This window comes from Pseudonocardia tropica, assembly GCF_040105315.1.
Lineage (GTDB): Bacteria > Actinomycetota > Actinomycetes > Mycobacteriales > Pseudonocardiaceae > Pseudonocardia > Pseudonocardia alni.
Genome location: NZ_JBEDNP010000001.1, coordinates 149,861 through 171,126 on the forward strand (window position 1 = coordinate 149,861; position 21,266 = coordinate 171,126).

Sequence of the window (21,266 nt, forward strand, 5' to 3'; positions counted from 1 at the left end):
ACGATTCGAGCACGCGTCACGGCACGTCGTACGACCGTCCGGTGGGACGGTGGTGAACGTGGTGACGGGTGTGCCGGACGGGACGACGAAAGCTGCGTCGAATGCCCTCTTGTGACCCGGACGGCCGCCCGATACGGTCACACTCCGTGGCGATCATGTCGCCACGCGAGTCCGGGACGAGGATGTCCCGCACTCGGCCCCGCCGTCCTGCCCGGAACCGCGCTCCCCACGGCTCCGGTCGGCGTCACCGGCGTCGCGCGCGCCGCGCCGGTGGCCTCCGCACGCGCGAGGGCCGGGTGCGGTGGTCGGCTCCCTCCGACCATCGCCCCGGCCCCCGCCTTGCGTGCTGACGACCCAGCTCCCCAGCCGGTCGTCACCTCATCCCGCGGTCCCAAGGTGTGCCCGCGGAATGTCCTGGTGCGTCCTCGGCGCTCCCGGTCCCCACCGGTCCTGCCGTGCGGCCGTACGCCTGCGGCGTGCGGCTACTCCCCGGGACGCTCCGGGGGTGTCGTGGTTGCCTCGCGCTCCGATCCGGTCCCGAAAGGGTGCCGAACGGCCGTACCGCGCTGCCCGTACCGGCGGAACGACCGGGCGGGATGCCCGTCCGGTCGCTCGGACGCCGCTCAGGCCGTGCGGGTCAGCCGGTGCCGACCGGCACCACCCAGCAGGTCGGCGATCGCGGCCCGGTCCGCGGCGCGCTCGGCGTCGCGACGGCGGCGCAGCATCACCATGGCGGCGTCGCCCGGCGCGTTCCAGGCGCCGTCGCCCTGCTCCTGCGGCGCGTGGCCGAGCGGCTGCGCCGGAACCGACGCGACCTCGGCGTGGAACGCGGCGACCGTGTCCCCGGTCGGCCGGACCGCGCCGCCGCGGCGGGTCGTGCGGACGGTGCCGCGGTGGACGCGGCGCACGGCGTTGCCGGCGCTCCCGCTCCGCCGGCCGTCCCGCCAGCCCCCGACGGTGAGGGCGTGGAAGATCGGGGTCTCCTCCTGGATCTCGTCGTGCGACTCGTGCCGGCCGGGGAACGGCCAGCTCTCCTGCGCGGCGCGTCGCGCCCGGATCGACGACTCGAGGCCACCCGCAGCGCTGTCGAACTCGTACACCCGCCGTACCTCCTGCTCGCCTGACATGTGGGGACCCACGGCCTGGTCCGTATCGCGTACGTCTCGTACCGCCGTTCGGCCCACTCACCCGGTCAACGGGTGACACCCGACAGGGGAAACGGGGGTGACAGTTCCGGTTCCGAGGTCCCCTCGTCCGAGTGGCGTGACCGGTCCGGGACTCTCCGTGTTGTCTACGGAGCGTGTTCATTCGGACTCCTCCTGGAGCAGTCGGTGACCTCGGTCCGGAGTCAGGCCCGACGGAGCCCTCGGCGACAGGGCCTCGCATCAGCCCCGGTGACCAGGATCCGGCACGTCGCGGCCACCATGCGGCGGTGCGTGACCGTTCCACCACCCCTTCGTGCCGGACCGGCCCGCGGGGTGTCGACTACACGGGTGTCATTCGACGGAGCGTGACGAACACCCGCAAGGACTGCTCCGTCCGTTCCGGTGCTGGGCCGTCCGGGGTGGAGGGCGCGACGGCCGGGCCGTCACCGTCGCGTGCACCGCGCCACCCCGGCCGATCCGCCGTACCGTCGTGTCATGACGGAGCGGACCGGGCGGCCCGCCGCTCCTGCCGGGGGCGGCATCCCGCGCCCACGGCACGACGACGACCCCGCCCCTCGCGGGCGCGCGCCCGCGGACGGACACCACGCGCAACCGGCGCACGCCGCGGACGAGGACTCCGGCGCCGGGCACGCGCGTGTGGTCGCCCCACCTCCCGCCGATCCCGCGGCCGGCGCCCACCGGGCCACCCCCGCCCCGCACGACGACACCGAGCACCTCGTCGAGGACACCGCCGACCACCACCGCGCCGCCACCTCCGGCGGGCGGACCGGGTCGCACGTCGCGGACCCGGTGGCGCGGGCCGCCGGGCCGCGCCACCGCCCGTCGCCGCGGGCGGAGATCCCGCGCCCGCTGCGGATCGCCTCCGAGGCGTGTGCCCGGATGCTCGTCATCGCCGCCGGGTTCGCGCTGCTGGTCTTCCTGGTGATCCAGCTGCGGGTGGTCGTCGTCCCGGTGGCGATCGCGGTGCTGCTGTCCGCGCTGCTCGCCCCGCTGGTCCGGTGGCTGCACGAGCGGCGGGTGCCCCGCGGCATCGCGACGGCGCTGGTGATGGTCGGCGGCCTGGCCGCACTCGGGGGGCTGCTGACCGCCGTCGTCAGCACCCTGGTCGACGGCACCGCGCAGGTGGTCGCGGAGGTCACCGACAACGTCGGCTCGCTGCAGGGGCTCGCCGACGCGACGCCGTTCCGGATCGACGTCGGCGAGCTCGGCGACCAGGTGCTGCAGGCGGTGCGCGACAACCAGCAGACGCTGACCTCCGGCGCGGTGACGACCGCCGCGACCGTCGGGGAGATCCTCGCCGGGTTCGCGCTCTGCCTGTTCGCGCTGATCTTCATGCTCTACGACGGCCGCCGCATCTGGGGGTTCGTCCGGCTGCTCGCCCCGCGGGCCCGCCGCTCGCGGGTCGACGTCGCCGCCCGCCGGGCCTTCGCCTCGCTCGTCGGCTACGTGCGGGCGACGGTGCTGGTCGCGATCGTCGACGCCCTCGGGATCGGGCTGGGTCTGTGGGCGACGGGTGTGCCGTTCGTGCTGCCGCTGGCCGCGCTGGTGTTCCTCGGCGCGTTCGTGCCGGTCATCGGGGCGGTGCTGACCGGCGCCGTCGCGGTGCTGGTCGCGCTGGCCACCGAGGGACCGGTGACCGCGCTGATCGTGCTCGGTGTCGTGCTGGCCGTGCAGCAGCTCGAGAGCCACGTGCTCCAGCCGGTGCTGATGGGCCGTGCCGTCCGGCTGCACCCGCTGGCGGTCGCGCTCGGCGTCGCGGTCGGGGTGGTCGTCGCCGGGATCGCCGGCGCGCTGCTCGCCGCCCCGCTGCTGGCCGTGCTGACCGCCGCGGTGCGGTCCCTGGTCGCGTCGCGCGAGGTCGCGCCGCGGGCGGTGGACCCGCTGCGCCCGCGCGAGGCGAACCCGCCGCCCGCCCTGCCGGGCTGAGCGCACGCCCTGCCGCCCAGGGCCTGCGGTGGGACGATCGCGGTGTGCGTTATCTCGTGACGGGTGCGACCGGCTACATCGGTGGGCGGCTCGCGCCCCGGCTGCTGGGCCACGGTCCCGAGCCCGACCTCGTCCCGGACCCGTCCGCGGGCCCGGTCCACGTGCGCTGCCTGGTCCGCAACCCGGACAAGCTCGCCGACGTGCCGTGGGCCGCCGACGCCGAGATCGTGCGGGGCGACCTGCTGGACCCCGACAGCGTCCGCACGGCCTGCGAGGACGTCGACGTCGTCTACTTCCTCGTGCACTCGCTGTCGGACTCCGACTTCGCCGCCACCGACCGGCGGGCCGCGCTGATCCTCGGTGAGGCGGCGCGCGCGGCCGGGGTGAAGCGGATCGTCTACCTGGGTGGTCTGCACCCGGACACCGGGGCGGGGAAGCTCTCGGCCCACCTGGCGTCGCGGGTGGAGGTGGGGGAGACCCTGCTGCGCTCCGGGGTGCCGACGGTCGTGCTCCAGGCCGCGGTGATCCTCGGCTCCGGCTCGGCCAGCTTCGAGATGCTGCGCTACCTGACGCAGCGGCTCCCGCTGATGGTCACCCCGCGCTGGGTGCACAACCGGATCCAGCCGATCGCGGTGCGCGACGTGCTGCGCTACCTGATCCGGGTCGCGGAGATCGACGCGCCGGACGCCGAGCTGAACCGGACCTTCGACATCGGCGGCCCCGAGGTCCTCACCTACTACGAGATGATGCAGCGCTACGCCCGCGTCGCCGGCCTGTCCCGGCGCCGGGTGCTGCCGGTGCCGGTGCTGTCGCCGTCGTTGTCCGCACACTGGATCAACGTCGTCACCCCCGTCCCGAAGTCGATCGCGAAGCCGCTGATCGAGTCCCTGGTGCACGAGGTCGTCTGCTCCGAGGACGACATCAGGGCCCGCATCCCCGACCCGCCGGGCGGGCTGATCGGCTACGACCGCGCCGTCGAGCTGGCCCTGTCCCGCATCACCGACGGCGAGGTCGAGACCCGCTGGTCGGGCGCGACCGTGGCGAACGTGCCGTCCGACCCGCTGCCGAGCGACCCGGAGTGGGCCGGCGGCGACGTCTACCTCGACGAGCGCGAGCAGGCCTGCGCCGCCACCCCGGAACGGCTGTGGACGGTCGTCGAGGGCATCGGCGGCGAGCGCGGCTGGTACTCGTTCCCGCTGGCCTGGTCGGTGCGCGGCTGGATGGACCGCGCGGTCGGCGGCGTCGGGCTGTCCCGCGGCCGTCGCGACCCGCACGACCTGCGTACCGGCGACGCGCTGGACTGGTGGCGGGTGGAGCGGATGGTCGAGCCCGGCGGGCCCCGCGCGGCCGACGGCGACCGCGACCCCGAGGAGGGGCTGCTGCGGCTGCGCGCGGAGATGAAGGTGCCCGGCCGGGCCTGGCTGGAGATGTCGGTGCGCCCGCGACCGGGCGGGTCGACCTACCACCAGCGGGCGGTGTTCATCCCGCACGGCCTGCCCGGCTACCTGTACTGGTGGTCGGTCGCACCGTTCCACGGGATCGTCTTCGGCGGGATGGTCCGCAACATCACCCGCACCGCCGAGCGCGACGGCGACGTCCCCGCCACGGCCGGCCGCCGCCCGTCCTGGCTGCGGGCCCGCCGGGACCGCGACCGGGCGGCCTGACCGCCTCCGGGTCCGCCCGGACCGGGCCCGCCGGCGGGTACCGGTCGGCGCCCCCGGCCGCGACGGTCCGGCCGGTGCCCGGCGGCGGCCCGGTCGGCGCTCCCGACGGCCGCGTCAGCCGCGGTCGGGGCCCGAGAGGGCGGCGAGCAGCACGGCGGACTCGCGCTCGGACACCGAGCGCGCGAAGTGCAGGAGCACGGCCTCGGTGTCGCCGGGGCCGTCGAGCAGGTCGCGCAGGGCGCGTGCGGTCTCCTCCTCGCGGCTCGCGGCCGGCGTGTAGAGGTAGGCGCGGCCGTCCAGCTCGCGCCGCACCCAGCCCTTGCGGTGCAGGTTGTCGAGCACCGTCATGACGGTCGTGTACGCCAGCGGACGGGCCGGGGCCAGGCGGGCGCGGACGTCGCGCACCCGGCACGGACCCGCGTCGCCCCACAGCACGTCCATCACGGCGGCTTCGAGCTCGCCGAGTCGACCACGCATGTTGCCTCCCGGGTCCGAGGGTAACCGCAACCCCCCATGCTCCCCCGGTCGGTGGGCCGCCGGATCAGCAGTCGGACAGTGCGTGCACGGGCTCCACCGCACGCGGTCCCGGACCGAGCACGACCCAGCGACCACCCGCGGCCTCCACCTGCGGCAGCGCGGCGCGGACCTCGTCGAGGAGCTCGGGCAGGAACAGCAGGACACGGTCCGGGCGCAGACCGGCGAGCTCGTCGGGGGACACGACGGGCACGTCGCTGCCCGGCATGCGACGGCCCTGCTTCGCGGGCGAGACGTCCCCGACGGCGGCCAGCAGCGACGCGTCCAGCCCGGCGCGGCACACCAGCGGCACCGCGCGGGACGCCGCGCCGTAGGCGGCGACGGTGCGTCCCGCCGCCCGCTCGGCGACCAGCCAGTCGAGCAGCAGGTGGGTGTCGTCGGCGGCCGCCCGCAGCCGGGTGAACCCGGACGGCTCGGTGACGGCGAGGGCGCGTTCCTCGTCGACGAGGCGGCGGGTCTCGGCGTCGGGCTCGGCCCCGGTCCGGGCGGTGACCAGCACGGTCCCGCCGGACAGGGGGTACCACCACGCCCGGTGCACGCCCAGGCCGTGCCGGCGCAGTGCGGTGTCCAGGGCGGGCAACGACCAGTAGCCGTAGTGGCCGTGGCGCAGGTCGAACCACTGGCCGTCGCGCAGCACGGTGCCCAGGGACAGCAGCTGGAGCGCGAGCGTGCCACCGGGGGCGAGCAGCGCGACGCGCCGGGCGAGCGCATCGGCCTGGTCGGGCTCGTGCAGCAGCCCGTAGAAGTCGACGACGAGGTCGGCCCGCCCGGCCGCGGACACCGCGTCCGGGTCGAGCGCGGTCATGCCGCGCCCGGTCAGCCGCGGCAGCCACGACCCGCCGTGCGGGCTGCCGAACTCCGCGACCCGGCCGCCCGGGCGGACCAGCCCGGCGCGGGCGAGCCGGCCGACCGAGCGGTCGCTCTGATCGGCCGTCGCCCGCGGTTCGACGCCGTGCAGCTCCTCGGCCACCGTCGCGTCGGTCTGCAGCTGGGCGAGACCGCAGCCGGCGCACAGCCACATGCGCAGCGGGGCGGCCGGGTCGGGCAGCGGGGCGTCCCGCGCGGGCATCCGGTCCCACGGCGGCTGCTCGCCCAGGTCGAGCACGACCGCGCCCGCGGCACCGCCACAGGCACGGCACCGGGTATCCGGCGTCGGGTCGTCGGTCATGCGCCACCCCTTCGTCGCAGCAGTACTAGTCCCGATAGTAGATACAGGTCCTGACAGCCCGCTGTGAACCCGATCGGAGCAACGCGGACTCGCGCTGCGTCACCGGGGCCCGGCCCGCTCGTTGTCGTCTCCGGTACCCCAACCGCAGCCCACCGCGCGCCCGTCGCACGCGGTGACCGGACCCGAGGGAGGTCGAGTGGACGTCGTACGGACCGTGGTGCCCGGCGCGCTCCTGCTCGACCCGACCGCCACCGACACGTCCGGCCCGGACCTCACCGCCTTCACCGTGCGACGACGGCGCCGCCCGGCCCGCGACGCCGTACTCGGCCTGTTCGGCCATCCCGGCGACGCGGTGCTGCTCGGCGTCCCCCGCGGCGGCGGCTACGCCGTCGTCATCGACGCCCGGCCGGACGCCGACACCTTCGGCCGGCTCGCCGTGGCCCTGCTCGAGGGCCCGCAGCGGCTGCTCGTCCCGCCGGGCTGTCTCTACGGCGTCCAGTCCGTCGCGAGCGGGACCGTCGTCGAGCTGCGCAGCGCCACCCGGCTCCCGCGCCGGGAACGCTTCGACGTCGACCCCGACGACCCGGACCTCGCGGTCCGCTGGCTCCGCCCCCGTCCGTCCCGGACACCGGGCACGGCACGCTCGTGGGCCGCGCTGATCGCCCGCCTGGGTGCTCCCGCGGGCCCCCGCCGGGACCGCGTCTCCCTCTGGTGACCCCGGGCGCCGTCCCCGGTGTGAGGACGGGCGCATGTGAGCCGGTCGGCCCGGTCGGCGAGATCACGAATCGGTCACGTAACGTCGGTACCAGGCCGGATCGACGACGCCCGCGCCGGACGGCGGCACGACCGTGTCCGCCGGGACGTGGACACGAGGGGGTCCTGAGGTGCTGAGCGAGCGCGAGAACCGTCGACTGCACGAGATCGAGGTGCAGCTGCGACTCACCGACCCGCGACTGGTCCGCCGGTTCTCCTCACTGAACGCCGCCGTGCGCGCCCCGGCCCGCCACGGCGGACGGCTGCTCGCCGGGTTCGCCCAGGACCGGCGGACCGTGCACGGTTCGGGCCCGTTCCCGACGATGCTGCTGGGGATCGCGCTGGTCGTGCTGCTGCTCGGCGCCGTACTGGTGAGCGTTCCGGTCGTCGTCGCGGGGATCCTCGTGGCCGGCCTCGCCCTGGCCGTCGCGGCCACGGCCGGGCCGCAGGCGCATCCCGGAACCGCCTGACCCGACGCCCCCGCACCGGCCGGGCCACCCCGGACCGGCGACCTCAGCCGTGGGCGAGGTCGGAGAACCGGCTGTAGTGCAGCTGGTGGGCGACGGTGATCGTCGTCGTCGGACCGTTACGGTGCTTGGCCAGGATCAGGTCGGCCTCACCGGCGCGCGGGTCGTCCTGCTCGAACGCGTCGGGACGGTGCAGCAGCACCACCATGTCCGCGTCCTGCTCGATCGAGCCGGACTCACGCAGGTCCGACAGCATCGGCCGCTTGTCGGTGCGCTGCTCGGGACCACGGTTCAGCTGGCTCATCGCCACCACCGGCACCTCGAGTTCCTTGGCCAGCAGCTTGATCTGCCGGGAGAACTCCGAGACCTCCTGCTGACGGGACTCGACCTTGCGGCCCGAGGTCATCAGCTGCAGGTAGTCCAGGATGATCAGCTTCAGGTCGTAGCGCTGCTTCATCCGGCGCGCCTTGGCCCGGATCTCCATCAGCGTCAGGTTCGGCGAGTCGTCGATGTAGAGCGGCGCCTCGGAGATCTCCGACATCCGCCGCGCCATCCGCGTCCAGTCCTCGTCCGACATCCGGCCGGCGCGCATGTCGGCCAGCCGGATCCGGGCCTCCGCGGACAGCAGACGCATGACGATCTCGGACTTGCTCATCTCCAGCGAGAAGAACGCGCTGGTCATGCCGTTCTTGATGGAGCAGGAGCGGGCGAAGTCCAGACCCAGGGTCGACTTGCCCAGACCCGGCCGGGCCGCGACGACGACCATCTGGCCCGGGTGCAGACCGTTGGTGACCTGGTCGAGGTCGGCGAAGCCGGTCGGCACACCCGTGGACTGGCCGCCCCGGGAGGCGATCGCGTCGATCTCGTCCATCGTGGGCTGGAGGAGCTCCTCCAGCACCGTGTAGTCCTCGGTGGTGGTGCGCTCGGTGACCTCGTAGACCGCGGCCTGGGCCCGGTCCACCGCGTCGTCGACGTCGCCGCCGTCGGCGCCGTGGTAGCCGAGCTGCACGATCCGGGTGCCGGCCTCGACCAGCCGCCGCAGGACCGCCTTCTCGCCGACGATCTCGGCGTAGTACGCCGCGTTCGCGGCGGTGGGCACGGTCGCGATGAGGGTGTGCAGGTAGGGCGCGCCGCCGAGGCGGACGAGCTCACCGCGCCGCTGCAGCTCCGCCGAGACGGTCACCGCGTCCGCGGGCTCGCCCCGGCTGTAGAGGTCCAGGATCGTCTCGTAGACGGTCTGGTGGGCGGGCCGGTAGAAGTCCTCCGGCTGCAGGACCTCCACGACGTCGGCGATCGCGTCCTTGCTCAGCAGCATGCCGCCGAGCACCGACTGCTCGGCCGTGAGGTCCTGCGGGGGCTGACGGTCGAACGTGGCGCCCTCGCCGGATCCGGAGGCCTTCTCGCCGTCACGGACCGCACGGGGCTTGTTGCCGGGACGATCGTCCGTCAGAGCCATACGCAGCGTCACCCCCGGTGGACACAGTACCGAACGCACGTTCGACGCGCGAGTGGTGCGTGGTGCCCACCCGCGACCGTCGTCGGTGATCTGCCGGCCGGCGCGGTGCCCGACGGACCGCGGGGCGCGCGACCCGGGGAGCAGCGCGCTCGCGTACCGGTACGGCCGACACTAGGTCGGCCGTGGGCCGCGTGCGAACCGGCCTGGTGATCGAACTGGGGATGAACTGTGCACGGATGCCGCCCGTCCCGGGACCGTGCTGGGGACAACCTGGGGACAGCGCAGCGGAATGAGCCGTCTGCGCAGGTCAAAGGCATACTCACAGCTGTGGACAACTTTGTCCTGGCGTGTCGTCGCACACCTGCTCACGGGCGTGTCGGAGCGCCCGGTGGACCACTCACCGCCCGGCGCGTCCACAGGCCCGCCCGACGAGTGGGTCGTCACCGCACGGCGTGTCGGCTGCGTGACAAGACATCCGGTGTGGGGTCGTCCGATCGGTGTCGATCGTCCACCCGGGACTGCGCACCGTGCGCGCGACGACCGTCCGGGCCCCTCCGTACACACGAAAGGGCGGTGTCCGGAGCACATGGCTCCGGACACCGCCCTGTTCACGCTCGGTGGTCGTACGACCACCGGACCGCTCAGCTCGCGACGACCGCGATCGGCAGCTCGGTGGTGACCTCCGGGTGCAGGCGGACCTGCACCTGGTGCTTGCCCAGGGTCTTGAGGTGACCCGGGACGTCGATGCTGCGCTTGTCCAGCAGCGGGCCGCCGGCCGCCCTGACGGCGTCGACGACCTGGGCCGGCGTGATCGAACCGAACAGACGGCCGGTGTCGCCCGCCTTGGCCGGGACCGTCACGTTGATGTTGCGCAGCTGCGAGTCGACCTGCTGGGCGTGACCCAGGTCGCGGATCTCGCGGGTCTTCTGGGCCCGGCGGATCTGCTCGACCTGCTTCTCGGCGCCACGGGTGGCGACGACCGCGAGCTTGCGCGGCAGCAGGTAGTTGCGGCCGTAGCCGTCCTTGACCTCGACGATGTCACCCGGGGCACCCAGGTTCGGGACGTCGGCGTTGAGGATGAGCTTCATGTGTCTCCCCTTCCTCAGCGGGCGGTCGAGGTGTACGGCAGCAGGGCGACCTCACGGGAGTTCTTCACCGCGACGGCGACGTCCCGCTGGTGCTGCCGGCAGTTGCCGGTGACCCGACGGGCACGGATCTTGCCGCGGTCGGAGATGAACTTCCGCAGCAGACCGGTGTCCTTGTAGTCGATCAGCTGGGCCTTGTCCTTGCAGAAAGCGCAGACCTTCTTCTTCGGCTTGCGCACGATGGCCTTGGCCATGGTGGTGCTCCTGGAGATCGTCCTCCGCCCGTCACGGGCGGAGAGGTACGTGGATCAGAAGGGGGGCTCGTCGTCGGACGCGGCGCCACTGCCCGCGGGCGGGGCCGAACCCCAGGGGTCGTCATAGCCGCCGCCGGAGTTGCCTCCACCGCCGGAACCGCCGCCCTGTCGGGCGCCACCGCCGCCGCCACCGTCGTAGCCACCGCCGCCGCCACCGAAGCCACCGGAGCCACCGCCCCGGTTGACCTTGTTGACCTTGGCGGTCGCGTAGCGCAGGGACGGGCCGACCTCGTCGACCTCCATCTCCACGACGGTGCGCTTCTCGCCTTCCTTGGTCTCGAACGACCGCTGGCGCAGGCGACCCTGGACCACGACGCGCGCGCCGCGGGTCAGGGACTCGGCGACGTTCTCCGCCGCCTGGCGCCAGATGTTGCAGCGCAGGAAGAGCGCCTCGCCGTCCTTCCACTCGCCGGACTGGCGGTCGAAGGTGCGCGGGGTGGACGCCACGGTGAAGTTGGCGACCGCGGCGCCGGACGGGGTGAACCGCAGCTCGGGATCCGCCGTCAGGTTGCCCACGACGGTGATGACGGTCTCGCCGGCCATGACGGCTCCAATCAGCCGGCGGCGGGCGCCGGCGTGCGGGTGACGTCCTTGCGCAGGACCTTGGTGCGCAGCACGGACTCGTTCAGACCCAGCTGGCGGTCCAGCTCGGTGACGGTGGCCGGCTCAGCGGTGATGTCGAGGACCGCGTAGATGGCCTCGCCCTGCTTCTTGATCTCGTAGGCCAGGCGGCGCTTGCCCCAGACCTCGATCTTCTCGACCGATCCGCCGTCGTTCTTCACGACGGTGAGGAACTGCTCCAGGGACGGCTGCACAGTGCGCTCGTCCAGGCCGCCGTCGAGGATGACCATGACCTCGTAGTGACGCATGAGAACCACTCACCTCCTATGGACTCGAAACGGTCACGGCCCGGACGGCCGTGACAGGAGGTTCTCAGTGCACCCCGACAGTGTCCGGCGGATGCACGGGAACTGCGGGGGTGCCGGTACAGGCTAGCAACGGCCGTTCCGGCCCCGACCTGCGGGTACGCGGTTCCCCAGATCGCTGGGATGGGTTCGGGCCGTGCCCGCGGAGACGCTGGTCGTCGTACGGGTGCCCGGTCCGCGGGCGCCGACGACCATGGGGGAGAGCTCGTGTCCGGCACCACCCACTTCCGCAGCCACGCCTGGATCCTGTCCGGGCTCATGAACACACCGGGGATCCTGGTCCTGGCCGACGGACGGCTGTCGTTCGTCGCCGACACCGGCCCCGTCTTCGACGAGCCGCTCGACGCCGTCACCGACGTCCGTTTCCCCTGGTACGAGTTCGGCGGAGGCTTCCGCGCCACCGTCGCCGGGCAGCGGCGGCGGATCGCGCTGGTCCGCCCGAACGGCGCCGACACCGCGACCGCGGCCCTGTTCGACACCGCCGTGGGCGAGGCGTTCGTCGCGAGCCGGGCGGTGCACGACATCGCCACCGGGCGCACCGCGGGGAAGTCCTGGCGGGCGCTGCTGACCGGCGGTGCGGCGTGAGCGCGGCGCGGGCCCTCGCGGTGCTCGTGGCGTCCGCGGGGCTGCTGGCGGCGGCGGGCTGCTCCTCGTCGGTGCCGCGCGACCAGGTCGCCTCCACCATCGCCACCCAGCTGGGCGGGCAGGGCGTGGCGATCGACGCGGGCACCGTGACCTGCCCGTCCGACCTGGCCGCCGAGGTCGGGCGGACCCTGCGCTGCGAGTTCACCACCGGCGGCCAGCCGGTCGACGCCGTGGCCGCGGTCAGCGCCGTCGACGGCGGCACGGTGAACTTCGACATCACCACCGAGGCCCGGCCGGTGGCGCCGGAGGTGCTGGCGAGGACCGTCGGTGAGCAGGTCACCGCGTCCATGGGCCGGCCGGTCGGGACCACGACCTGCGACGGCGAGCTGGCCCCGCGGCCCGGCGCCGTGCAGACCTGCACCCTCACCGTCGGCGGCGAGCAGCTGCCGGCCCGGGTGACCGTGACCTCGGTGGAGGGCGGCCTGGTGAACTTCTCGATCACCGACGCCTGACCGGCGGCCGACGGCTGTCGGGGGTCCTCGCTACCGTGCCCGTATGCAGATCGGAGCACACGTCCGCGACGCCGAGGACCCCCTGGCCGCGGCCGCCGAGGTCGGCGCCGAGGTGATCCAGCTGTTCCTGTCCGACCCGCAGGGCTGGAAGAAGCCGCCGCCGCACCCGCGGGCGGCGGAGCTGGCCGCGTCGGACGTCGCGGTGGTGGTGCACGCGCCCTACACCGCGAACGTCGCGTCCACGAACAACCGGATCCGCATCCCCAGCCGCAAGATCGTGCAGCAGCACCTCGCCGGGGCCGCCGAGGTCGGCGCGTTCGGCCTGGTCGTGCACGGCGGGCACGTCACGAAGGACGACGACCCGGCGGTCGGGATCGACAACTGGCGCAAGTTCGTCGAGCGCCAGGCCGGGGAGCACGGCTTCGACGTGCCCGTCCTGATCGAGAACACCGCGGGCGGGGACAACGCCATGGCCCGCCGGTTCGACGCGCTGGGCCGGCTGTGGGACGCCGTGGGCGAGTTCGGCGTCGGGTTCTGCCTGGACACCTGCCACGCCTTCGCCGGCGGCGAGGAGCTGGCCGGGATCGTCGAGCGGGTCCGGGGGATCACCGGGCGGATCGACCTGATCCACCTGAACAACTCGCGCGACGCGTTCGACTCGGCCCGCGACCGGCACGCCAACATCGACGACGGGACGATCCCGCCGGACGAGCTGGCCGCCGTCGTCGCGGCGGCGGGGGCGCCGGTCGTGGTCGAGACCCCGGCCGAGGGGCAGGCCCGCGACATCGCGTTCCTGCGGGAGCACACCTGAGGCGGGCTCAGGCGGTACCGGCGAACCAGCCGGACGGCGTGAGCCCCGCCCCGACCTGCAGCCGCGGGGCGTACTGGTCGAAGTAGACCCGGGCGGTGAGCTCGCGCCTGCTGCGGACGCCGACCTTCGCGAACACCGACTTGAGGTGGTCCTGCACGGTCCACGCGGACAGGTGCAGGGTGCGGGCGATCTCCGCGGTGTCCGCGCCGCGCAGCACCAGGCCGACGACGTCGCGCTCGCGCGGGGTCAGCCCGAACGCCGCGGTGACCAGCGGGACGATCTCCGGCGGCCGGGCCTCCTCGATCGTCACGACGACCTGCCCCGAGGCCCCGTCCGGCCCGGCCAGCGGCGACGCGTGCGCCACCACCCAGTGCCCGGAGCGCGTCCGCAGCCGGGTCCGCGGCAGCCGCACCAGGTGCCCGGCGGCATAGCGGCGGGCCGCCCGGATCAGCCCGAGCAGCGGGAACGGGAGCGCCCCGTCCGTGTCCCCGCCGAGGTCGGCCAGCCGCTCGGCGACGCCGGGGCCGCCGTGGGTGACCGCGCCGTCCCGCCCGACGACGAGCACCGCCGGGCCGTCCGCGCCGCCGGGGCCGTCGGCGACCGCACCCGCGACGAGCCCGGCCCGCATCCCGCGGCCGAACAGCCGTCCGACGTCGGCGGCGTACTCCTGCTCGGCGGGGCTGAAACCGCGCCCGTCGTCGCGGAACAGGGCGACGAAGCCCCAGTGCGCGCCGTCGGCGGCCGCGGTGAAGCGCAGCTCGTCGCCGAAGCCGTAGACGGGGGAGAAGAACTCGTCGAAGCGGCGCAGCCGGCTCAGGTCCCCGTCGGTCTCGGCGAGCGCGGTGGTCACCCCGCCGGGCCTGCGGAACACGTCGAAGGAGTTGTAGAGGTCGACGACCTCGTACTCGTGGCGGGCCCAGAGGTCGTCGTTCTCGTCGGTGAGGTCGGCCTTGACCACGCCGGTGACGAGCTCGGTCGCCGGGTCGACGGTGGCCAGGCAGGCCGCGGTGAACGGCAGCGAGGAGCGCAGCAGGTCCAGTGCGGTCAGTCCGAAGGTGGGCGCGTCCAGGCCGGCCGACGCCAGGGCGGCGAGGCGTTCACGGACGCGCGCCGGGGCGGCAGCGGGCACCTCCCGAGTGTCCGGATCTTCGCCGACGATCTCCATCGTCAGAATTGGGGAGGTCGCGACATCCGTGCTGGTCGGAACGGGTGTCCCAGGTTTCTGGGGTGTCGGCCGCCCAGCCACGGGGGATGGGACGGCGGCGCCGTGGACCGGAGGGTCGGTGGTACCGAACGACCCTGATGAACGGAGCCCCGGTCATGACCTCCTCCTCCCTCGTCCGTCCCGTCGCCGAGCTCGCGGCCGCCGTCGCCGGGCCGGTGCTCGGCCCGTCCGACCCCGGCTGGGAGCAGGAGGTCGGCGGTTTCAACCTCGCGCACGTCCCGACGCCCGCGGTCGTGGTCGGCGCCACCGGGGAGCACGACGTCGCGGCCGCCGTCCGGTGGGCCGCCGCGCAGGGGATGCGGGTGGCCGTGCAGGCCACCGGGCACGGTCTGACCGGCGACCTCGACGACGTCGTGCTGGTCTCCACCCGTCGCATGACCGAGCTCGCCGTCGACCCGGTCGCCCGCCGGGCCCGGGTGGGCGCCGGCGTGCGCTGGCGCGCGGTGCTCGACGCCGCCGCCCCCCACGGCCTCGCCCCGCTCTGCGGATCGAGCTCGGGTGTCGGGGTCGTCGGCTACACCACCGGCGGCGGTCTCGGGCCGCTCGGCCGTCGGCACGGGTTCGCCGCCGACCACGTGACCCGGTTCGGCATCGTGACCGCCGACGGTGTCGCCCGGACCGTCGACGCCGGGTCGGACCCCGACCTGTTCTGGGCGGTCCGCGGCGGCCGGGAGAGCTTCGGCGTCGTCACCTGGATGGAGTTCGGGCTGGTCGAGCAGCCGCGGTTCCACGGCGGCGGGATCTTCTTCGACGGCGACGAGGCACCCCGGCTGCTGCACGCCTGGCGGGAGTGGGCGCCGGGGCTGGGGGAGGACACGTCGACCTCGGTCGCGCTGCTCGCTCTCCCGCCGGACCCGGCGCTGCCGGCGGAGCTGCGGGGCCGGTTCGTCGTGCACCTGCGGTTCACCCACCTCGGCACGGTCGCCGAGGGCGAGGCGCTGCTCGCGCCGATGCGGGCGGTCGCCGCCCCGCTGCTCGACGGCGTCGGGGAGCTGCCGTGGGCGGCCGTCGACGCCGTCCACTCCGACCCGACCGACCCGATGCCGGTGTGGGACCGCGGCGCCGTCCTGGACACGCTGCCCGCGGACGCCGTCGACGCGGTCCTCGCCGAGGCGGGGCCGGACAGCTCGTCGCCGCTGGTCCTGGTCGAGCTGCGGCTGCTCGGCGGGGCGCTCGCCCGGCCGGCGCCGGTGCCGAACGCGGTCGCCGGGCGGCACGGTGCCGTCTCCCTGTACTGCCTCGGCGTGCCCGCGGGTCCGGAGGCCGCCGTGCAGGTCCCGGCCCGGGCCGCGGCGCTGCTCGACGCCGTCGCCCCGTGGACCCGCGGCGGTCTGGTCAACCTGGCCGGTCAGGCGGCGCCGGACACCGTCGCCGGGTACTGGGACGACGACACCCGGCTCCGGCTGGCCGCGCTGAAGCGCCGCGTCGACCCGGAGGGTGTGTTCGGCGGGCCCGTCCGCGCCTGAGACCCGGTCCCGGGATCTCCTCAGCGCCAGGCGAAGACCGGCTGCTCCAGGTGCGCGACCCGGGTCGCTCGCCCGTGCAGGACGACCTCGCGGAACTGGTGGAGCACCGCGCCGGTGGGGGCGTGGACGTAGCGGTCGAACAGCGGCACCTGGATCACCGGGGCGTCGGACTCGGGGATCGTGAGGAACCGGGGCTCGTGGTCGATCTCGGCCAGCGGCGGGCGGTGCAGCTCGGCGACCTCGTCCGGGTGGGGCGTCGGCTCGCCCGCACCGCCGGCCCACAGCACGACCGGTGTGATGACGTAGCCGGAACGGGTCGGGTAGTCGTCGAGCAGGCCGAGCACGCGGTCCGGGCCGAGCTCGAGCCCGATCTCCTCGGACACCTCGCGGCGCCCCGCCTGCTCGGCGGTCTCACCCGGGTCGAGCCGGCCGCCCGGCAGGGCCCACTGCCCGGAGTGGGCCCGCAGGGACCGGGCGCGCCGGGTCAGGACGAACGCGACCTCCTCGGCGAGACGGCCGTCGCCGGTGGCACCGGGGACCGGCAGCAGCGTCAGCGTGACGGCGGCGGCCCGCTTCCCCGCCCGGTCCGCCTCCGATGCGACCCGGCGCTCGGCCGGGGGGAGCGTCGTCAGCGCCGCCTCGACCCGCTTCCGCAGCTGGCGCTGCACCGGTTCCGGGACCACCGCGTCGTCGGCCATGCCCCGATCGTCGCACCCGCCCGGGCGCCGCACAGGTTCCGTCGCCGCCGCACACGTCACACCCGGTGCAGCGCCGCCCGGGACGATCCACAAGGGGGGTGCAGCGACCGCCGGGGGGTACCGCGACCGGCACGACAGGTGCGACGCGAGGAGCAGCCGCAGTTCAGTCCGCGGGGTCGCGCCGGGGGCGGGCCGTCCGGGACGGCCACGGCTCCGCTCCGGCCGCCCGGCCGGAGCCCGCGGAACCGGCCGCGCCGCCGTTGCGGGTCCCGCCACCGGACCACGCCGCGCCACCGGACCCGGTCGCACCGCCGGACCGCGCCGTGCCGCCGGACCGCGCCGTGCCGCCGGACCGCGCCGTGCCACCGGGACCGGTGGCACGGCCGTCCCTCCGCCGACGCCCCCCGCCCCGTGCGGGCACGGCCACCGCGGAGGCCGCAGCGGCAGGCACGGCGGACCGGGAGACACGCGGGCCGACCGGCCACACGGGCTCCGGGTCCCGCCCGGGGTCGGCGCCGGGCCGCAGGATCTGCCGGACGACGAGCACGCACAGCGCGACCACCACGGCGTCGCGGACCAGCACGGTCACCAGGAACGGCTCCGGCGGCAGCCCCTTGTTCGCGACGCCGAGGTACTGGAACATCCGCGGCACCCAGACCAGCGCGTCGACGACCATCCACGCGAGCAGCAGCCGCCAGCGTGGCAGGGCGAGCACCGCGAGCGGGACCAGCCACAGCGAGTACTGCGGGCTCCACACCTTGTTGACCAGCAGGAACGCCGAGACCGTCAGGAAGGCCAGCTCGGCGACCGCGGGCGGCCGCGGCGCGCGCAGCGCCAGCCAGGCGATCGCGGCGAACGCCAGCACCATGAGCACCGCGGTGACGGTGTTGAGCACGGCCGGGGACTGCCCGTCGCCGAGCGGGCCGTCGAAGCCGGACCAGCCGGTGAACCAGTACAGCGAATACCAGATCGAGTCCGGGTCGGCCGGGCGCGTGCGGTTGAGCAGGAAGAACTCGACCCAGCCGCGCGGCCAGGCCAGCGCGACCGGGAGGTTCACCGCCACCCAGGCGAGGACCGCGGCGCCGATCGTCCACGCGGCCCGCGGGAGGCCGCCGTCGCCGCGGCGACGCCGGCCGACGAGCAGCACCGGCAGCAGGAACAGCAGCGGGTAGAGCTTCGCCGCGCCGCCGATCCCGAGCAGCACCCCGGCCCAGACCGGCCGGTCCCGGCGCAGCGCGAGCAGCGCCCCGGTCGCGAGCGCGACGGTGAGCGTGTCGAAGTTGGTGAACGCGTGCACCGCCACCAGCGGGGACAGCGCGACCAGCGCGGCGTCCCACGGACGCTCCGGGCGGAGCATCAGCACCGCCCACACCACCACCAGCCAGGCCATGGCCAGCCAGATCGCGGTGACGTCGAAGTAGACGACGACGTCGAGCGCGGTGGGCAGCGGCAGCCGCTCGGCGAGCCACTGCCAGCCGTCGGTCAGCTGCGCGTTGAGGTACTGGAACATCCCGGTGACGACCGGGTACTCCATATACCGGGCGGTGCGGGAGCCGTCGGCGGCGGTCTCGAACCAGGCGTCGCGGTACGGGACGGCGTCGTCGGCCAGACCTTCCAGCCCGTAGAGCGGGACGGTGTCGGAGTAGCACATCGCGACGTACTGGCGATCGTTGCGCCAGTCCAGCGCGAGCGCACCGTCGGCGGTGCGGTACTCCTGCAGACAGGCCGCCTTGCCCAGCCAGCCCAGCGCCAGCACGACGACCGCGAGCAGCAGCACCACCCGCAGCGGGGTCCACCAGCGCGACCGTCCGACGAGTGCGTGCCGACCCATCGGGCCGCCGACGACCCGGCTGGCGGCGCGCGCCAGCGGCTCGGTCCAGGTCGGGATCTCCCGGTCCCGGACGCCCGCCCCCGGCGCGTCGCGGGGGGCGGGGGGTGCGGCTCCGGGCCGGCCGCCTGCGGTCAGTTGTCGCCCCCGCGGTCCGGACGGTCCCGGCCCGCGTCGGAGCCGGGCGGACCGTCGCTGTTGTCGTCGGTGCCGGGGTCGCCGCTGCTGCCGTCGCCGGAGCCGTCACCCGAGGAGTCACCCCGGTCACCCCGGTCGCCGCGGTCACCCCGGTCCCCGCGGTCGCCGTTGTCGCGGCCGTCGCCGGGCTCCTGGGTGGTGGTCGTCTGCTGCTCGTCGCCCTGCCCCGAGTCGTTCGAGACGGCCCGGGCCGGGGCCTGGCCGATCGGCTCGAAGTCGGAGAACTGCTCCACCGGCGTCCCCTGCAGCACGTCGGTCATGAACGACTGCCAGATCGAGCCCGGCAGCATCCGCCCGTAGACGGGGCGGCCCGCGGAGTTCTTGATCGGGGTGTTGTCGTCGGTGCCGACCCACACCGCGGTGGACACCGACGGTGTGTAGCCGACGGTCCAGGCGTCGTTGTTCTGGCCCTGGACGCTGCTCTGCACGGTGCCGGTCTTCGCGGCGACCGGACGCCCGTCCAGCCCGATCCGCGACGAGCTCGCGACGTCGGTCATGGACTCGGTGACGTTGCGGGCGACCTCGGCCGGCATGACCTGCTGGCCGTTGTCGGTGCTGCCGCGGTCGTAGATGACCCGCCCGTCGCTGGCGGTGACCTTCGCGATCAGGAACGGGTCGCGCTTCATGCCGTCGGCCGCGAACGTGCCGTAGGCGGCGGCCATGTCCTCGGGGTGGACCTCTCGGTCACCCAGCGAGATGCCGCCGGTGGGGTTCGGCAGCAGGTCGGCGGGGATGCCGGCCTGGTGCGCGGCGTCGGCGACCCGCTGCGGGCCGACGTCGAGGCCCATCCGGTAGAAGACCGTGTTGATCGACTTGGTCATGGCCTCCTTCACCGAGCACCGGCCGCAGCTGACGCCCTCGGAGTTGGTGACCGTGGTGCCGGCGAGCTCCTGGGGGGAGGAGCCGTCGTAGATCGTGCCGAGACCGACCGGCGGGTTCGCCTGCAGCGCCGCCGCGAGCACGAACGGCTTGAACGACGAGCCGGGCTGCTTGAGCACCGAGGCGTAGTCGAGGCCGACACCGTTCTCCCCGCCGAAGTAGGCGATGACCGCGCCGGTCTTCGGGTTCACCGACACCAGCGAGGACCGCAGGTTGCCGGGCTGGCCGTCCATGACCGTCTCGACGGCCGTCGCCGCGTCCTCCTGGGCCTTCGGGTCGATCGTCGTGGTGACCGTCAGACCCTGGGTGTTGATCTCGGTCTCGGAGATCCCGAGCTTCTCCAGCTCGGCGCGGGCCGCGTTGTAGATGTGGCCCTTGTCGTCGCCGGGGATGCCGCCGCCCTCGGCCGCGGAGGCCTCGCGCCACTGCGGGAACCTCTGCTGCGCCCGGTCGGCCTGCGTCATCCAGCCCTGGGCGACCATGCCGTCGAGCACGAAGTTCCACCGCTGCTGGGACATCTCGAGGTTCTTCGCCGGGTCCCAGCGCGACGGCGACTGGATCAGCCCGGCGATCATCGCGCCCTCGGAGGCGTTCAGGTCCTGGACGTTCTTCCCGAAGTACGCCTGGCTGGCGGCCTGGACGCCGTAGGCGCCGCGACCCAGGTAGATCGCGTTCAGGTAGTTGCCGAGGATCTGCTCCTTGGTCATCTCCTTGGACATCTTCGCGGCCAGCACGACCTCGCGGAACTTGCGGAACAGCGAGTACTGGTCGTTGCCGGTGGTCACCTTGATGTACTGCTGGGTGATCGTCGAGCCGCCGCCGATCCCGCCGGAGAGCTGGTTGACGACCGCCCGCGCGATGCCGGAGATGTCGAAGCCGGGGTTGGAGAAGAACGTGCGGTCCTCGGCGGACAGGACGGCCTGCTGGACGGGCACCGGCACCTGGGACAGGTCGACGCTGGTCCGGTTGACGTTGTCCGGCCGGACGGTCGCCAGCGGGGCGCCGTCGGTGTAGGTGAAGGTCGCGACCTGGGTGACGGCGATGTCGTCGGCCTCGGGGACCGGGAACACCAGCCAGCCGATCGCGAACGCGACGAGCGGGCCGATCACCGCGAACGCGGCGAGCCCGATCACCCAGCGCCGGAGCCGGCGACTGCGGCCGGGCTTCTTCCGCCCGTCGGCGCCCTCTCCGGGACCGTGACCGTCGGGACGACCGGGCGGGCCGGGCGGGCGGCCGCCACCGCCGCCACGACGGGCGGCCGTGACCGGTGCCGCCGCGGCCGCCGCGGCACCGCGCGCCGGCGGACGGCCGGTGCGCTGCGGGGCGGCCGTGCGCGGACCGGCCTGGGCGGGCCGGACGACGGGGTCGAAGTGGCCGACCCCGGAGTCGTCGTGGGTCAGCAGCGGCGGAGGGGACTGGGGGACCGGGCGCGGCGGCGGACCCGCGGGCGCGGGACGGCCGCCCACCGGCGGACGGACCGGGGGCGGAGGCGGGGGCATCGGGGGACGGGGTCCCGCGCCCGGTCGGGGTGCCGGCGGGGGCATCGGGGGACGGGACCGCGGAGGACCGGGGGGCGGGGGCGGCGGCGGGGTGCGCCGGGGGTCA

At 74.6% G+C, this 21,266-nt stretch carries 20 protein-coding genes; 8 read left to right on the forward strand and 12 right to left on the reverse strand.

The genetic code is table 11. The features are described 5' to 3' along the window. Window positions 1–623: 623 nt before the first annotated feature. The gene (locus WHI96_RS00710) at window positions 624–1,100 is read right to left on the reverse strand and encodes a hypothetical protein (protein WP_349302332.1); all 477 of its coding nucleotides are present in this window, start codon (window positions 1,098–1,100) and stop codon (window positions 624–626) included. 540 nt (window positions 1,101–1,640) lie between these two features. On the opposite strand from WHI96_RS00710, the gene WHI96_RS00715 reads away from it, so the two are divergent. Both WHI96_RS00715 and WHI96_RS00720 read left to right on the forward strand, forming a co-directional pair. Next, the gene (locus tag WHI96_RS00715) at window positions 1,641–3,092 is read left to right on the forward strand and encodes an AI-2E family transporter (RefSeq protein ID WP_349302333.1); all 1,452 of its coding nucleotides are present in this window, start codon (window positions 1,641–1,643) and stop codon (window positions 3,090–3,092) included. A 44-nt stretch (window positions 3,093–3,136) separates the two neighbouring features. Next, window positions 3,137–4,756, forward strand: a complete 1,620-nt coding sequence (locus tag WHI96_RS00720; RefSeq protein ID WP_345647745.1) for an SDR family oxidoreductase — start codon at window positions 3,137–3,139, stop codon at window positions 4,754–4,756. A gap of 114 nt (window positions 4,757–4,870) precedes the next feature. Here the strand turns inward: WHI96_RS00720 and WHI96_RS00725 are convergent, their stop codons facing one another. After that, on the reverse strand, window positions 4,871–5,233 hold the full coding sequence (locus WHI96_RS00725) for a BlaI/MecI/CopY family transcriptional regulator (RefSeq protein WP_345647747.1): 363 nt from the start codon (window positions 5,231–5,233) through the stop codon (window positions 4,871–4,873). A gap of 64 nt (window positions 5,234–5,297) precedes the next feature. Further along, entirely contained in the window at window positions 5,298–6,458 is a 1,161-nt protein-coding gene (locus tag WHI96_RS00730; protein WP_345647750.1) for a class I SAM-dependent methyltransferase, read from the reverse strand. Window positions 6,459–6,654: 196 nt separating this feature from the next. On the opposite strand from WHI96_RS00730, the gene WHI96_RS00735 reads away from it, so the two are divergent. Further along, complete coding sequence (locus WHI96_RS00735; RefSeq protein WP_345647752.1) at window positions 6,655–7,173, forward strand: dTDP-4-dehydrorhamnose 3,5-epimerase family protein; 519 nt, start codon at window positions 6,655–6,657, stop codon at window positions 7,171–7,173. A 169-nt stretch (window positions 7,174–7,342) separates the two neighbouring features. Then, window positions 7,343–7,681, forward strand: coding sequence for a DUF3040 domain-containing protein (locus WHI96_RS00740; protein WP_345647755.1), 339 nt, complete (start codon window positions 7,343–7,345; stop codon window positions 7,679–7,681). Between the two features lie 43 nt (window positions 7,682–7,724). Here WHI96_RS00740 and dnaB read toward each other — a convergent pair whose 3' ends face one another. The 5 genes from dnaB to rpsF all read right to left on the reverse strand — a co-directional run bounded on the left by dnaB (window position 7,725) and on the right by rpsF (window position 11,402). Beyond that, entirely contained in the window at window positions 7,725–9,134 is a 1,410-nt protein-coding gene (dnaB, locus tag WHI96_RS00745) for a replicative DNA helicase (RefSeq protein ID WP_345647758.1), read from the reverse strand. A 641-nt stretch (window positions 9,135–9,775) separates the two neighbouring features. Then, window positions 9,776–10,222 (reverse strand): 50S ribosomal protein L9, encoded by a 447-nt coding sequence (gene rplI / locus WHI96_RS00750; RefSeq protein WP_345647761.1) that lies wholly within the window; start codon window positions 10,220–10,222, stop codon window positions 9,776–9,778. 14 nt (window positions 10,223–10,236) lie between these two features. After that, window positions 10,237–10,473, reverse strand: coding sequence for a 30S ribosomal protein S18 (gene rpsR, locus WHI96_RS00755; RefSeq protein ID WP_085915038.1), 237 nt, complete (start codon window positions 10,471–10,473; stop codon window positions 10,237–10,239). Window positions 10,474–10,527: 54 nt separating this feature from the next. Beyond that, on the reverse strand, window positions 10,528–11,076 hold the full coding sequence (locus WHI96_RS00760; protein WP_208822721.1) for a single-stranded DNA-binding protein: 549 nt from the start codon (window positions 11,074–11,076) through the stop codon (window positions 10,528–10,530). Window positions 11,077–11,087: 11 nt separating this feature from the next. Then, window positions 11,088–11,402, reverse strand: coding sequence for a 30S ribosomal protein S6 (rpsF, locus tag WHI96_RS00765; protein WP_062398960.1), 315 nt, complete (start codon window positions 11,400–11,402; stop codon window positions 11,088–11,090). A 264-nt stretch (window positions 11,403–11,666) separates the two neighbouring features. Here rpsF and WHI96_RS00770 point away from each other — a divergent pair, with 264 nt between their 5' ends. Genes WHI96_RS00770 through WHI96_RS00780 form a run of 3 tightly spaced genes read left to right on the forward strand, consistent with a single transcriptional unit; the run spans window position 11,667 to window position 13,367 of the window. Continuing rightward, window positions 11,667–12,044 (forward strand): hypothetical protein, encoded by a 378-nt coding sequence (locus WHI96_RS00770; protein WP_226354434.1) that lies wholly within the window; start codon window positions 11,667–11,669, stop codon window positions 12,042–12,044. After that, window positions 12,041–12,556 (forward strand): DUF4333 domain-containing protein, encoded by a 516-nt coding sequence (locus tag WHI96_RS00775; protein WP_345647767.1) that lies wholly within the window; start codon window positions 12,041–12,043, stop codon window positions 12,554–12,556. Before WHI96_RS00770 ends, WHI96_RS00775 begins: the two co-directional genes overlap by 4 nt. 43 nt (window positions 12,557–12,599) lie before the next feature. After that, complete coding sequence (locus WHI96_RS00780; protein WP_062398963.1) at window positions 12,600–13,367, forward strand: deoxyribonuclease IV; 768 nt, start codon at window positions 12,600–12,602, stop codon at window positions 13,365–13,367. A 7-nt stretch (window positions 13,368–13,374) separates the two neighbouring features. Here the strand turns inward: WHI96_RS00780 and WHI96_RS00785 are convergent, their stop codons facing one another. Beyond that, on the reverse strand, window positions 13,375–14,496 hold the full coding sequence (locus WHI96_RS00785; protein ID WP_345647772.1) for a helix-turn-helix transcriptional regulator: 1,122 nt from the start codon (window positions 14,494–14,496) through the stop codon (window positions 13,375–13,377). 191 nt (window positions 14,497–14,687) lie between these two features. On the opposite strand from WHI96_RS00785, the gene WHI96_RS00790 reads away from it, so the two are divergent. Then, complete coding sequence (locus WHI96_RS00790) at window positions 14,688–16,058, forward strand: FAD-binding oxidoreductase (RefSeq protein WP_345647775.1); 1,371 nt, start codon at window positions 14,688–14,690, stop codon at window positions 16,056–16,058. A gap of 20 nt (window positions 16,059–16,078) precedes the next feature. Here the strand turns inward: WHI96_RS00790 and WHI96_RS00795 are convergent, their stop codons facing one another. From WHI96_RS00795 to WHI96_RS00805, 3 genes are all read right to left on the reverse strand, one after another. Next, window positions 16,079–16,756: an NUDIX hydrolase gene (locus tag WHI96_RS00795; protein WP_345647778.1), complete on the reverse strand. Its 678-nt coding sequence runs from the start codon at window positions 16,754–16,756 to the stop codon at window positions 16,079–16,081. 163 nt (window positions 16,757–16,919) lie between these two features. Then, the gene (locus WHI96_RS00800) at window positions 16,920–18,587 is read right to left on the reverse strand and encodes a glycosyltransferase family 87 protein (protein ID WP_345647780.1); all 1,668 of its coding nucleotides are present in this window, start codon (window positions 18,585–18,587) and stop codon (window positions 16,920–16,922) included. A 131-nt stretch (window positions 18,588–18,718) separates the two neighbouring features. Further along, window positions 18,719–21,127: a transglycosylase domain-containing protein gene (locus WHI96_RS00805; RefSeq protein WP_349302334.1), complete on the reverse strand. Its 2,409-nt coding sequence runs from the start codon at window positions 21,125–21,127 to the stop codon at window positions 18,719–18,721. Window positions 21,128–21,266: the final 139 nt, after the last annotated feature.